We start from the raw sequence: 14970 nt of genomic DNA, 5'->3' as shown, positions 1-14970 counted from the left end.
TTCTTATTTATATACACCCGAAGTTTTGTTGCACCGGATTTTCTCAAAACTTCCAGACATACATCACAGCAGAAAGGAGGACAGCGCCGTTCTTTTTCCAAAAGGTTTTTGATACAGGCGCCTGTTATCATTATGAAAATCATTGATTCACATTTGCACTTTTGTCCCGGTTACCCGCATTTCGATGAGATTGCCATCGAAGCCGGTCATATCAATAATGAAGAGCATCTGCGGGAATGCTTTCAGAAATATAATATCGTCGGCGGCATCGTCATGGGAAACCGCGGCGTTCACCCGGATAATCACACATACCCGGATTTTCTGCGCTATTGCGTCGGCGTCGAAGCACGAAAACTGACGCCGGAAAAGATTCAGAAGACATGCGATCTTGTCGAAGAAAACTTAAAACGGAATACCTGCGTCGGCATCAAACTCTATCCGGGATATGATTCCATCTACGTTACCGACGAGCGCTTCGAACCGATCTACGACCTCGCCAAGGCGTATAAAAAGCCGGTTGCCATCCACACCGGACAGACCGCCGGTTCCAAAGCATTCATCAAATACAGCCATCCGCTGACCCTCGATGAAGCCGCCGTCCGCCATCCGGATGTCCAGTTCGTCATGTGCCACTTCGGCAACCCGTGGCTGATGGATGCCGCCGCCGTTGTCGAGAAAAATGAAAATGTCGCCGCCGACCTCTCTGGGCTTTTAGAGGGCAAATTTGACATTCCGGAGTTTCTGGAAGAGCAGAGCGGGTATATCAGCACCCTGAAAACCTGGCTTGCCTACATCCGCGACTATGATAAGCTCATGTTCGGCACCGACTGGCCGCTCGCCAACTATGAAGATTACATCGAAATTACGAAACGGCTGATTCCGGAAAAATACTGGGAAACTGTGTTCTATCAGGCGGCGGAGCGGATTTATCATTGCAATTTTTAATGGATTTTTAGAAATCATAGCTCTTTTAAACCATAAAAAAGATACTGAAAACGGCTTATTTCAGGCTGTTCCCAGTATCTTTTTTATCTCAAAACATCATTCTTTCCCGGCACCTGTCACATCTAAAAATACATCCGCCACTCTTTCCATCCCCAGATACGCATACGGCAGCAGCAGCATAAAATACACCACCGAATACTGCCCCTTTGCCTCCCAGACCAGATGGAACAGGAATCCCCCAATAAACACGATTCCCGGAATCAGCATCCCCCATCTGTCCGTTTCTCCACGTTCCTGCCTCTCCCAGACCGTTTCCATTCCCTGTTTTTTCACAGCTTTCACAGTTTTTTCTGCCTTTTCTGCTTCTATCCTCTTTTCCCATGTTCGGTTCATCAGGACATGCTTACTTCGGCTTCCTTTGGCACTCATCCCGGCAATCACCCATACACATGCCATCGCATACACAAACGTCTGCACCAGATTCGCCGCAAAAACATAGAGCCGGTTCAGACCCCCTTCTTCCTTGAAAAGCTCCCATGGCGGGCTTCCCTCCGCCCAGGAGGTATTTCCCACCTCCTGGATCCAGAGACTCTGAAAGGTCGGTTCCGCCCAGATTGACTCGATCTTCCGAACAAAGAAATCAGCGGCTTTCGCCGGTTCCTCTGCCATATCTGAAATCGTTTTCCGCAAATCTGCCTGCGCCCATGCGGCCGCCAGATCCGCATCCCCATCTGCCTTCTGAAAGAGTTTTACCTGATAGCCATTGTACCAGCCCGGTCCACGTTTGCTCTCCTCCAGTCCCATCTGCACCCAGGCAATCATCGGCGCACCGTCCGATACCGTGTGTCCGGTCACAGAAGAAATTCCTGTCTGAATCCCCCGGTTTCCAATCACATACACTGTAATCAGAAGCACCGCTGCCACCAGCAGGCGTGCTTTCCTTCGAAAGACTCCCGAGGATGCCAGATACAAAAACAGCGCCACCAGCACAATCTCATAATTCGACTTGAGGATCACCGCCGCCGCTACTGCTGCCGCGCCAATCCAGAAGTCTCTTCCCCGCCCCTCTTCCACATACCGCACCAGACGTTCCATCGCCAGACACGAAAGTCCAAATCCTGGCATCGTGCCGTACACGAAGAGGATATAGAAAGAAAATGGCAGACAGCACGCCATCCACAAAAGCAAGCTGCACCTTTCGTTTCCCCGGACCGTCATCCGCTGCAGGCTCACGATTCCCAGAATAAAAAATCCGATATTTAAAATCTGGAAAACTACATACGCCGCATCTCCAAAGAAAAATGCCAGCACTGCCATATAGAGAATCAGCCCGTTCTGAGACGGGTAAGTGTACGCATACCCAAGGGGTCCTTCCGCTGTCCCATACGAATACGCCACCGGCTCCCAGGCGCTGAAATCGCCCTGCAGAAGTCCCTGCGCGGACGCCATACACTGATGGGAGTCAGAACCGCCCCAGGACGGGACAAGGAGAATCCAAAAAAGATAGGCAGCAGCCGCTAAAAGAAGCCACTGGTTCTTCCGGCACTTTCGTTCCTTTCTCCTCCTGTAAAACACCGTCAGTCCAATCACACCCGCACCAAAAAACAGGTGCAGAAACAGACTGTCCCTTCCATACTGTACAATCTCAGAACCTCCATAGACCCGGCAGGTCACAACCGCGCTGAGCAGTGTCAGGAAAAAAAGAATTCCTCCCAACAAAATCCGCACCAGCCCGACACAAAATTTTTCCAGCATTTTCTTCCTCACTTCTGTCATTTCTGTCAAATTCAGGTTTCATCATTACTGTTCAAGCATCGTGCCCAGCAACTTTTTATCCCTTTTTCATTCCCATCTGCCCTAAAACTTTACTCATTTTATCAAGTCATTTGCCAAATGTCCACTCTTTCCGGCACTCTTTTTGTTACTGTGAACAGCTACGGATTTGAACCGTTACCTCTTCCCCCAAATATAGCTTGACATTCCTCTTCGGTTCTGATATATCTTAAACATAGCAGTCATACAACTGACGGATAAGTGGATCAACCACATGAAGTATGACTGGAAATTGCCGACCGTCTGGGCGTCACAGCACAGACCGTGGGTATTTTTTTTACTTTTTTTCACTCTCACTGTCTCTGCTGGGATCGAAATTTTTCAACCAGGAGGGAAACACATGTCTGCTATGTATCAAACATTCCAAAACACACCTATCTTTCAAACAGCCTGGAGAGGTTTTCTGGGCTCCAAATGGACCGACGAAGTGAACGTCCGCGATTTCATCCAGAACAACTATACGCAATATGATGGCGATGAAAGCTTTCTCGCTGCCCCAACCAGTGCCACTCATCTGCTCTGGGAACGCCTTCAAAAGCTTCAGAAGAAAGAGCACGAAAAGGGCGGTGTGCTCGAATGCGAAACTGAAATCGTATCCAGCCTGACCGCCTATGGTCCGGGATATATCGATCCGGAGCTTAAAGATCTGGAACGCATCGTCGGACTTCAGACCGACAAACCACTCAAGCGGGCTTTTATGCCATTCGGCGGAATCAAGATGGCGGAGGAAGCCGCCAAAACCTACGGCTACCATGTCAATCCAAAATTTCATAAAATCTTTACCGAATACCATAAAACCCACAACCAGGCCGTCTTCGATGCATATACCCCGGAAATGAAAACCGCCCGCCACTGCCATATCGTCACCGGGCTTCCGGATACCTATGGACGCGGCCGGATCGTAGGCGACTACCGCCGGATCGCCCTGTACGGAATCGATTTCCTAATTCAGGAAAAGAAAAAGGATCTGGAACGCTGTGGAAATGGCGCCATGTTTGATGACATCATCCGCCAGCGGGAAGAGATCGCCGAGCAGCTCCGCGCTCTAAAGGACATTCAGGAGATGGCTGCCATCTATGGTTTTGATATCTCCCGTCCGGCTTCCAATGCCAAAGAAGCCGTCCAGTGGCTCTACTTCGGTTACCTCGCTGCCGTTAAGACCCAGAACGGTGCCGCCATGAGTGTCGGACGCATTTCCACCTTCCTTGATATCTACATCAACCGGGATTTAACAGAACAAACACTGACCGAGATCGAGGCGCAGGAATTAATCGACCATATGACAATGAAATTCCGCATGGTAAAATTTGCCCGGATCCCATCCTACAACCAACTTTTCTCCGGCGATCCGGTCTGGGCAACGCTGGAAGTTGCCGGTCTGGGACAAGACGGGCGTCCGATGGTAACGAAAAACGATTTCCGCTTTTTACATACGCTGGAAAATATGGGACCGTCCCCAGAACCAAACCTGACCGTCCTTTACTCTTCCCGCCTGCCAGAGGCATTTAAGAAATATGCTGCCAAAATCTCCATCAACACATCCTCGATCCAGTATGAAAACGACGATGTCATGCGTCCGATCTGGGGGGACGACTACAGCATCTGCTGCTGCGTCTCCGCCACCCAGACAGGCAAGGAAATGCAGCTGTTCGGCGCCCGTGCCAATCTTGCCAAATGCCTTCTCTATGCCATCAACGGAGGCAGAGACGAGAAATACACTACCAAAGACGGACGCCCGATGCAGGTTGGTCCGGCGTATGCGCCGATCACATCCGAATACCTCGATTATCAGGAAGTCATGCATAAATACGATCAGATGCTGGACTGGCTGGCGGGCATTTATGTGAATATCCTCAATTTGATTCACTATATGCACGATAAATATTACTATGAGTCCGCTGAGATGGCGTTGATCGACACGGATGTCCGGCGTACCTTTGCCACCGGAATCGCCGGTTTCTCCCACGTGGTCGATTCTCTCTCCGCGATCCGGTATGCAAAAGTGAAGGTCATCCGTGATGAATACGGCATCGCCCGCAAGTTTGAGACAGAGGGCGATTTCCCACGCTACGGAAATGATGACGACCGCGCCGACGAGATTGCCGTATGGCTGTTAAAAACCTTTTTACATAAAGTAAAAAAATACCACACCTACCGGAATTCCGAGGCAACCACCTCCATCCTCACGATCACCTCCAATGTTGTATATGGCAAGGCAACCGGCGCACTTCCGGACGGACGGCCGGCATTCACCCCGTTTGCCCCGGGCGCAACTCCTTCCTACGGCGCAGAGCAGAACGGTCTGCTCGCTTCTTTAAACTCGGTCGCAAAGCTTCCATATGAATATGCGCTCGACGGCATCTCCAACACAGAAACGATTGCACCGGGGGCGCTCGGTCACTCCGAGACAGAGCGGAAAAACAACCTGGTTCACGTCCTGGACGGATATTTTGATCAGGGCGCGCATCATTTAAATGTAAATGTCTTTGGAATCGAAAAACTGAAAGACGCGATGGAACACCCGGAAAAACCGGAATATGCCAACTTCACCATCCGTGTTTCCGGATATGCCGTTAAATTTATCAATCTGACCAGAGAACAGCAGCTCGACGTGATCGCCCGCACCTGCCACGAGGTGCTGTAACGATGCATACCGGTTATATTCATTCCATCGATACCTTCGGCTCCGTAGACGGTCCCGGTGTCCGCTTCGTGGTATTCATGCAGGGCTGTCTCATGCGCTGCCGCTACTGCCACAATCCGGATACATGGGTACTGCCAAAGGAACTTTTCCTCCCGGACGTCTCCACCCACACTTCCGGCACATCCGCTCTTTCCAAAGGCGTTTCTTGCCCATCCAAACACACCGGTTCGCAGGAAATCACCCCGGAAGCACTTCTTCGCCAGGCACTCCGCTACCGGAGTTACTGGCGCGGGGGCGGCGGCATCACCGTCAGCGGCGGAGAACCGCTCCTTCAAGCTGACTTTTTATGTGAACTTTTCCAGCTTGCCAAAGAACAGCACATTCACACCACACTGGACACCGCGGGACAGCCATTTACCACCGCCGAACCTTTCTTTTCCCACCTGACCACGCTTTTAGAGCACACCGATCTTGTTATTCTGGATCTGAAACACATCGATCCGGAAAAACATCGTCTTCTGACTGGGCACTCCAACGAATCCATTCTTTCCTTTGCCCGGTTTTTAGACCAGATTCATAAGCCCCTGTGGATCCGGCATGTTTTAGTCCCCGGCATTACCGATGATCCGGCCAACCTGCATGGAATCCGTGCATTTCTGGACACACTTTCAAATGTGGAAAAGGTAGAAATTCTCCCATACCACACGCTCGGCATCTATAAATGGGAAACGCTCGGCATTCCCTATTCCCTGTCCGACATCCGTATCCCGGACGAGAACGATCTGAAGCGGGCAAGCCAAATCTTGTTGGGATGAAAAAGAATGTGCCTTGGCACCTTCGGGCGTCTCGCGCGGTCGCTTGCGACATGTTTCTGCTTCGCGCGAGTGCGCATCCTCGCGGAGCATTTTATATTTCATAGGACGCAATTTCCTATGAAATATAAAACGGCCCTTGGAAAGCGCTCCTGTTTGCGTTTCCCAAGGGTCGTTTTTATGTGGCTTACCCAGTCATCAGACTTTAAACCGGTATCCAACACCCCATATCGTCTCAATATACTGCGGTTTCGCCGTGTTGAACTCGATCTTCTCACGGATCTTCTTAATATGCACGGTAACCGTCGCGATATCTCCCAACGACTCCATATCCCAGATCTCGCGGAAGAGTTCTTCCTTGGTAAATACATGGTTCGGGTTCTGTGCTAAAAAGGTCAGCAGGTCAAATTCCTTCGTCGTGAAGTTCTTCTCCTCGCCGTTGATGTAAACGCGGCGGGCAGTCTTATCAATCTTGAGTCCCCGGATCTCGATGATCTCGTTTTCCGGCATACCGCTGCCGATCAGGCGCTCATAACGCGCCAGATGCGCCTTGACACGCGCCACCATCTCGCTCGGACTGAATGGTTTCGTGATATAATCGTCCGCGCCCAGTCCCAGACCGCGGATCTTGTCAATATCGTCCTTTTTCGCAGATACCATGATGATCGGTGTGTTTTTTACTTCCCGGATCTTCTTGCAGATCTCGAAGCCATCGACCCCTGGCAGCATCAGATCAAGAATCAGAAGGTCAAAATCTTCCTCCATGCCGCGTTTCAGTCCCGTTTCTCCATTATTTTCTATCTCAACCTCAAAACCAGAAAGCTCCAGATAGTCTTTTTCCAGCTCTGCAATACTCTCCTCGTCTTCTACGATTAATATTCTGCTCATCTGTGAATTCCTCCTGCTGTTTTTATTTAAACGACCAAACTTCAAATCACTATGCCCCGACATACTTGCGCAAAACGAAATGGATCTCCGTTCCGATGCCTTCCTTGCTGGTCGCCCAGATGCGTCCGCCGTGATCTTCGATAATCTTCTTTACGATCGAAAGCCCGATGCCGCTGCCGCCCTTGGACGAATTTCTCGACGAATCCGTCCGGTAGAAACGATCGAAAATATACGGCAGATCTTTCGCCGCGATTCCCTTTCCGTTGTCCTCGATGATGACCTGGATAAAATCGCCGTCATCCTTGATGCGGATATTTAAAATACCCTTTTTCTTGTCCAGATATTTGAGCGAATTTCCGATAATGTTGTTGATCACTCGCTTCATCTGCTCCGCGTCCGCGATCACGACCACATCCTCGTCCACATAGTTGAAATATCCCAGCTCGATGCCGCGCGTCTCCATATCCAGACCAACTTCCTCAACACAATCACCAAAATACTCCGCCACATTGATCTTTGAAAAGTTGTACGGAATCTTGTTCGTATCAATCTTCGAATAGAACGTCAGCTCGTCAATCAGTCGATCCATATCGTTTGCTTTATTATAAATCGTCCGAATATATTTATTCAATTTCTCAGGTGAAGAAGCCACGCCATCCTGAATGCCTTCCACATACCCCTTGATCGCCGTGATCGGAGTCTTCAGATCATGGGAAATATTGCTGATCAGCTCTTTGCTCTCCTTGTCGTACTGGAGTTTTTCTTCCTGCGATTCCTTGAGACGCAGACGCATCTCCTCGAAATCCTGGCAGAGCATTCCGATCTCATCTTCATCATCCACATCGAGCGTAAAGTCCAGATTTCCATCCCGGATCTGCTTGGTCGCCTCCTGCAGCTTGTGCAGCGGACGCAGCAGAGAACGGTAGATCCACATGATCAGCAGACCGCCCATAAAACTGATGATCAGCACGCCGAGAAGCAGCATCTCTCCGAGCAGCGCCTTGATCTCCGGCACATAATCCCCGACGTTCGTCACGATGAACACACTGCCCTGTGAATCATCTGAAAACCGGAAATCGATCTGTTTGACCAGATGCTGTTCCTCGCCATCCATGTAAATACTGCCTGCCATACTTCCCTGATCACCGTACGGCGCCAGCCGTTCGCAGAGCTCGCGTCCATCCTCGTTTCCGCAGAATGTGATGTCCTTGCCCTTGCGGATGACCAGATACGAATATTTATCGCGCAGTTCTTCATTGACCTTGCTCAAATAAGCCGGTTCTTCAAATAAATCTGTATTTTTCCCGACCGCCTCGCGGATCTCCTCCTGGATTCCCTGCGTCAGCCGGTTAAACACCTGTGTCTGATTGCCGGAGAGCAGATCGATCTGCTCCGACAGCCCGTATGTTTTCTGAAACAGATGCTCCTGATAGTTTACGAGTCCGAACGCCGCCACAAATATGAGCACAATCGGAACGACCGTAATCGTCACAAAAGCAATCGCCAGACGTGTGCGTATCTTCATCCTATTTCCTCCAGTCATTGCCCGGTCTGATACCAGATTGCCCCTACAAAAATCCTCCCGCAAAACTGCGTCGGACTTCTGCGCTTTTGCTCCTGATATCTTCCACAAATAGTGTATCATATTTTGCAGATTACGTCTCTAAAAGTATTATAAATAAAAAAGCATGTGCCTTTTTGTGTAATAAAAGAGACTGCCGCAAAAGCGGCAGCCCCCTCGTTCTGATCTTATGATTTTTTACGGGCAGATACCCCTGCAGCGTTTCCTACTCTTACAGATACGCCTTTAATTCATCCACCTTATCCAGCTTCTCCCACGGAAGATCCAGATCGTCGCGGCCGAAATGTCCGTATGCAGCCGTCTGTTTGTAGATCGGGCGGCGCAGGTCAAGCATCTTGATGATGCCAGCCGGACGCAGGTCAAAGTGCTTGCGGATCATCTCAACCAGCTGATCCTCACGCAACTTGCTGGTTCCGAATGTATCTACCATGATGGAGGTCGGCTGTGCAACACCGATCGCATAGGAAAGCTGAATCTCACATCTGTCTGCCAGTCCGGCTGCTACGATGTTTTTCGCAACATAGCGGGCTGCGTATGCAGCAGAACGATCCACTTTTGTGCAGTCTTTTCCGGAGAATGCGCCGCCACCGTGACGCGCCATGCCGCCGTAGGTGTCCACAATGATCTTACGTCCGGTCAGACCGCTGTCTCCATGCGGACCGCCGATAACGAAACGTCCGGTCGGATTGATAAAGAATTTTGTATTCTCATCAACCATCTCTGCCGGCAGAATCTCGTCAAATACATATTTTTTAATATCCTTATGGATCTGCTCCTGGGTTACTTCCTCGTCATGCTGGGTGGAAAGAACCACTGCATCCAGACGGGATGGTTTGCCGTTCTCATCGTACTCTACGGTTACCTGTGTCTTGCCGTCCGGGCGCAGGTAGCGCAGGGTTCCGTCTTTGCGGACCTTGGTCAGCTGGCGTGCCAGTTTGTGTGCCAGATAAATCGGATATGGCATATATTCATCCGTTTCGTTGGTCGCATAACCAAACATCATACCCTGATCGCCGGCACCGATTGCCTCCAGCTCCTCGTCGCTCATCTTGTTCTCTTTTGCTTCCAGCGCTTTATCAACTCCCATCGCGATATCCGGGGACTGCTCGTCCAGTGCCACGATCACGCCGCAGGTATCACAGTCAAAACCGTATTTCGCACGGTCATAACCGATCTCACGGACGGTATTGCGGACTACCTTCTGGATATCCACATAGCCTTTCGTTGTGATCTCGCCCATAACCATAACCAGACCGGTTGTCGTCGCCGTCTCACAAGCCACACGGCTCATCGGATCCTGCTCTAAGAGCGCGTCCAGAATCGCATCGGAAATCTGATCACACATTTTATCCGGATGTCCTTCGGTTACTGATTCAGATGTAAAAAGTAATCTCTCCATATTTCCTCCTTTGATAAGTTTGTCGTAAGACATAAAAAAAGTCCGCAGCAACACGGACTTGATTATCTCGATCAAATCCTCTTATTGCTCGATAAACCGATCTCCCGGTTCCTCGCTCAGGCTGGCACCTTCCGTTCCCTGCTGAGACCAATTTTCAGTCCCATGTAACGGGGTTGCCGTGACTTCATAGATCCTTTGTATCTCCATCACTCTGAATAAGGGATATATACGAACTTTTTAATTGTTAAAAGTTTCAACAGTACGATAACATACTCCGCGGTGTCTGTCAAGCAATATGTGACACCGCATTCTTTTTTATCAGCCCACTTTGAGTCTGAACTTCTGCGCCTCTTTCTCGGAATCGACTTTCTCGATCACCGCGCCAAGTCCCTGCAGCTTCTTCTCAAAATGCTCATAGCCTCTCTGGATATAACCGATCTCATCAACGGTCGTATATCCTTCCGCTGCCAGCCCCGCAATGACCAGGGCAGCGCCTGCGCGCAGATCTGGTGCCTCCACCTGTGCTCCGGTCAGCTTCTTCACGCCGGTAATGATCGCGGTATTGCCCTCTACCTTGATGCGTCCACCCATACGGGCAAGTTCGTCCACATATTTAAAACGGTTTTCAAAAATACTCTCAGTCACTACACTGGTTCCCTCTGCCAGTGCCAGTGTCACAGTGATCTGCGGCTGCATATCAGTCGGAAATCCCGGATACGGAAGTGTCTTGATATCGGTATGCACATGGCTCGGGCGTCCCACAACACGAACCGCCTCATCAAACTCCGTCACCTCACAGCCCATCTCGATAAGCTTCGCAGAAATTGCTTCCAGATGCTTCGGAATGACATTCTGTACCATCACGTCGCCGCGGGTGATCGCTGCCGCACACATAAATGTACCTGCCTCGATCTGGTCCGGGATGATCGAATATTCGGTTCCATGCAGCTTGTGGACGCCGCGGATGCGGATCACGTCGGTTCCGGCACCCTTGACATTGGCTCCCATGCTGTTTAAGAAGTTCGCCACATCGACGACATGCGGTTCTTTCGCCGGATTCTCGATGATCGTCTCGCCCTCTGCCAGCGTCGCTGCCATCATGATATTGATCGTCGCGCCGACCGACACCATATCCAGATAAATATGGGTACCAACTAAATCAATCGCATGTGCGAGCACCGCGCCATTTTCCACCTGCACCTTCGCACCGAGGGCACGGAAGCCCTTTAAATGCTGGTCGATCGGACGGCTGCCGATGTTGCATCCGCCCGGAAGCGGAACCTGTGCGCTTTTGTACTTGCCAAGCAGGGCGCCAATAAAATAGTAGGAAGCTCGGATCCGGCGGATGTACTCGTCATCCACATGGATCGCATGAATCCCCTTCGCATTGATGCGGACAGTGTGCCGGTCAATCCGGTCTACCATCGCGCCAATCTCCGAAACAGCCTCCAGAAACACGTTGATATCACGCACGTCCGGCAGATTTTCTATTAAAACATCCTCGTCAGTCAGAATCGATGCCGCCAAGATTCCCAGCGCCGCATTCTTCGCTCCGCTGATAGTCACTTCGCCTACCAGCGGATTTCCGCCCTTCATAATAAATTGTTCCATTCTGCACCTCAAAATCTATTATCTTACGATACTTACACGCGCCAGACGGCGCCTCAAATCTTTAATATTTTCTTAAATTTATATCACGTTATCTACATGATTATATCATAACATCTCAATTTGTAAAGCATTGGCTTTCCGTTTATTACTGTTCACGCATATGTGCCCAGTAATGGAATTTGCCGTGGCTTCGCATTTTAATACGGAAAATTCCTGCTGCCACCACGTTTTCTTACGGCACTTTCGGTTCCAAAAGTGCCTACCCGTGAACAGTAATTTCCGTTTTTTCCTTAATTGGCAAGGAAACAAATGAAATCATTGCCTCCGTTTCCCTCGAAAAATGCCGCTGCATCGTTGAGTCCCATCTTATCCGTGTAGGCAAATTCCGTGCCCGGATACCAGAGACAAGAGATGTTGTACGCGTCGTATCCACAGATCAGACCATAGCTTCCGTCTCCCAGATATGCCACCACCGGCATGCCCGTGTAGACAAAGTAGAGAATCTGGTTCAGCGTCAGCCCGCGTGCGTCGATTAACTCTGTGCCATCCGAGGAGGTCGTCTTTCCGTCCGCCATATCCGACAGATAGCGGCTGACGGTTCCCGCCATATTCTGGACGTCGCGGATCGTCTTCGCGTCGCTCCGGTTTGCTCTCACCCAGACAACCCGGTCATTTTCATCCGTTACAAGTCCCATGCCATCGTAAGCTGCCTGCACCGCGCTGGAAAATTCCGCATACGAGCCTTTCAGGCGTCCCTCGCTGTAGGCACTGTAAATCCGCTGTGCAGCTGCGCCATTGTTCTGAAGCACAATCACATCATTTTCTTCTGCTGCCACCTGCTTCGGAACATGCACCTTCGTGCTCCGTGCCGTCTTGCCTGCATCCAGCTTGACGCAGTAGAGACGCCCCTTTGCACTGTCATTTAACGTAGCGATTCCATCCAGTGGATCTTTCGACACTTCCTCATTACAGACCAGCGTGTCCTCGTCCATCGGCTGATAGCCGCTTCCTATCTGGTGCATCCGTGACAGATGAACCCGGCTGTCCTGAATCCGCACATCCACCAGGCTGACACCCGGCTTCTCATAGCGGGTCTCCATCTCCATATTGCTGCCGACGATCTCGACCGCATACAGCGGAAGCCCCGTCACGCGTCCGTCCATCGTAAGCTGCTCGTTCGGATGGGCAAGCCCGTAGACTAAGTCGGTTCCGACAAATCCGATCAGCCGGATCACGGTCTGATCCGGAAAGGAAATCTCATCCTTCTTGCCTGTCTCCAGATTCATGACATGCAGCTTGGTCGAACGGTAAATATCCGCCCCATCCTGCCACGCAATCCGGGAGGCATCCGTGCTGACTGCAAAATTTTCCTCCGTCAGGCCATCTGCCACCACCATGTACTCTTTTCCCGTCAGATCGACACTGTAAACCGCATGGTTCATCAGCACATACAACGTCTGCCCGCCGCTTAAGTAGCACAGCTGGTTGATATCCTGGCGCAGGTTGCCGTAATCGGTCGATGCCGGCAGATACAGCCGCTCTGTCAGGGCATTTCCCGCACTCTCATAGCGGTACAGCGCGATTCCCGTCGTTCCCTCGTGGTTACCGCGGCTCATATAGCCGTACACGGCAAAATCAATCTGGCCTGCCTCGCTCACATCCAGAATCTTGATTCCGTAGGTATCATAATTGACCCTCGTATCATTCTCGCTCTTGCGGAACGCAAATACCTTTGTGCTCTCTTTTTTTCCTGTATCATAAATCCAGAGCGCCCGGTTTGCCACAAAGGCACGGTATTTCCCCGCTTCATCCTGCATCGACTGCAGATCCTCCGCATCCGAAACCCCCAGCTGAATCCGGTCGCCAGAATAGGCGCTGCTCTCCCCCGTAAAAATCTGGTCCGCGCGGCGGTCATAATTCATCATGTAGATGCGCTGTGCGCCCAGCTTCATCGTGAAGCTCTCGATCACATCGTAATAAGCAGCCGCCTTGCCATCCTTCATCTCACTTACAACATACTTTAAATCGATCGTCCCAATGATGCCCTGCAGCTCCCGCAGATGAATTTCCGGTTCGCTGACCCGCTCCATCGAAAGCCCTTTCCAGGTCAGCTGGCTGAAATCGCTTTTTAACGTCACATGTCCCAACGAACTGTTATCCGCATTCGGATCCGTCTCCAGATAGGTCGTCAGCTCCCTCGCTGAATCATAATCAAACGTCTTTTCAGAAAAGGACACCGCCAGATCGACCATCTCCTGCACACGGCTCTCCTGCTGCCACATCACGCGCGTGTAAAAATAGATCGCCGGGTGCTTTTCCGTCGCGATCGCAATCGTTAAGCGGTATTCGCTTTCCTCCGTCAGAAGGTTCTGGATCGGAAGCTCCGCAGAAACCTCTTCCCCTGACTGTTCCCAGTGGTCAAGCGTTGTCCGTTCTACCAGACGTTCGCCGTCCAGACTGCGGATCTCATACTGCATCCCCGTAATCTGGGAGTCCAGCTTGTCGATCGTCACCGACAGTTTCCGGTCTGCCGGAAGCAGCGTCAGATCCCCGCGTCCAGCCGCTTTCTGGCTGTCCTCCACGAAACCGTCCAGCTCGTTCATCCGCCGCCCCAGAATATTCACATAAGCGACTGGAAGGTTCGCGTCCTCAATCGAGGTATAGACCGCCCCATCCTCCCGCAGCTGCATCCAGGACCAGGTAAAATAACCGGCTGCTGCCAGCACAAATAAGATCAGTAAAATCAGTATCTTTTTCAGGTTTTTCTTCATATATCAAATCAATTCCTTTTATCTCTCCACCATACCAGTTCCGTATCTTCACAGGTACAGGAAAATCTACCCGCCGAACTGTTTCCGTTTTGTCATGCACGCCAAAAACTGCCGCAGGCACCCATCTGTCCCGGCGGCAGCCTTTGTTTCAGTATAACACAAGCAGGCTTCAAATTCCAGAATTTCTATGATTTGTAAGAACTCCGATTGTGTTACTGTTCACGCATACGTGCCCAGTAACCCGATTGTTCTTTTTCCAAATCGGTAAAATTCGTTGTCACACCTGGATGTTACCGCATTTTAATTTAAAAAATTTACACCTGAAAACCGCAATTTCAGCACTTCCGACACCGTCTTCGCTCCTGCAACTCATTCATTAATAAAACCTGAAGAAAATCCTGAAGCGGCGCTCCCCACGGATTCCCCGGTCTCCCCGGGCGCGGTCCCGGCGGCGGAGGCGGCGGTCCCCACGGATTTCCCGGTCC

General features: G+C 50.8%; 9 protein-coding genes and 2 riboswitches. Of the genes, 3 read left to right on the top strand and 6 right to left on the bottom strand.

The annotated features are described in order from the left end of the window. Positions 1-132 precede the first annotated feature (132 nt). Positions 133-945, top strand: coding sequence for an amidohydrolase family protein (locus DWZ45_RS10555; protein ID WP_022359467.1), 813 nt, complete (start codon positions 133-135; stop codon positions 943-945). A gap of 96 nt (positions 946-1041) precedes the next feature. Here the strand turns inward: DWZ45_RS10555 and DWZ45_RS10550 are convergent, their stop codons facing one another. Further along, positions 1042-2700 (bottom strand): hypothetical protein, encoded by a 1659-nt coding sequence (locus tag DWZ45_RS10550; protein ID WP_118469047.1) that lies wholly within the window; start codon positions 2698-2700, stop codon positions 1042-1044. A 254-nt stretch (positions 2701-2954) separates the two neighbouring features. Beyond that, a riboswitch (ZMP/ZTP riboswitch) is annotated at positions 2955-3034 on the top strand. Between the two features lie 84 nt (positions 3035-3118). Here DWZ45_RS10550 and pflB point away from each other — a divergent pair. Together pflB and DWZ45_RS10540 are read left to right on the top strand one after the other, a co-directional pair. Next, positions 3119-5422 (top strand): formate C-acetyltransferase, encoded by a 2304-nt coding sequence (gene pflB, locus DWZ45_RS10545; protein WP_279220378.1) that lies wholly within the window; start codon positions 3119-3121, stop codon positions 5420-5422. 2 nt (positions 5423-5424) lie between these two features. Continuing rightward, complete coding sequence (locus DWZ45_RS10540) at positions 5425-6237, top strand: radical SAM protein (protein WP_118469045.1); 813 nt, start codon at positions 5425-5427, stop codon at positions 6235-6237. 195 nt (positions 6238-6432) lie between these two features. On the opposite strand, the gene DWZ45_RS10535 is transcribed toward DWZ45_RS10540, so the two are convergent. From DWZ45_RS10535 to DWZ45_RS10515, 5 genes are all read right to left on the bottom strand, one after another. Further along, the gene (locus DWZ45_RS10535; RefSeq protein WP_022359471.1) at positions 6433-7122 is read right to left on the bottom strand and encodes a response regulator transcription factor; all 690 of its coding nucleotides are present in this window, start codon (positions 7120-7122) and stop codon (positions 6433-6435) included. Between the two features lie 49 nt (positions 7123-7171). Further along, complete coding sequence (locus DWZ45_RS10530) at positions 7172-8647, bottom strand: HAMP domain-containing sensor histidine kinase (protein WP_118469043.1); 1476 nt, start codon at positions 8645-8647, stop codon at positions 7172-7174. A 268-nt stretch (positions 8648-8915) separates the two neighbouring features. Further along, on the bottom strand, positions 8916-10103 hold the full coding sequence (gene metK, locus DWZ45_RS10525) for a methionine adenosyltransferase (RefSeq protein ID WP_118469041.1): 1188 nt from the start codon (positions 10101-10103) through the stop codon (positions 8916-8918). Between the two features lie 78 nt (positions 10104-10181). Then, positions 10182-10325: riboswitch (SAM riboswitch) on the bottom strand. Positions 10326-10421: 96 nt separating this feature from the next. After that, entirely contained in the window at positions 10422-11714 is a 1293-nt protein-coding gene (locus tag DWZ45_RS10520; protein WP_022359474.1) for a UDP-N-acetylglucosamine 1-carboxyvinyltransferase, read from the bottom strand. Positions 11715-12004: 290 nt separating this feature from the next. Then, entirely contained in the window at positions 12005-14485 is a 2481-nt protein-coding gene (locus tag DWZ45_RS10515; RefSeq protein ID WP_118469039.1) for a hypothetical protein, read from the bottom strand. Between the last annotated feature and the right edge of the window lie 485 nt (positions 14486-14970).

Source organism: Clostridium sp. AF32-7AC (assembly GCF_003477925.1).
Classification (GTDB): domain Bacteria; phylum Bacillota; class Clostridia; order Lachnospirales; family Lachnospiraceae; genus Otoolea; species Otoolea fessa.
This window is presented reverse-complemented; position numbering and strand designations above follow the sequence as displayed.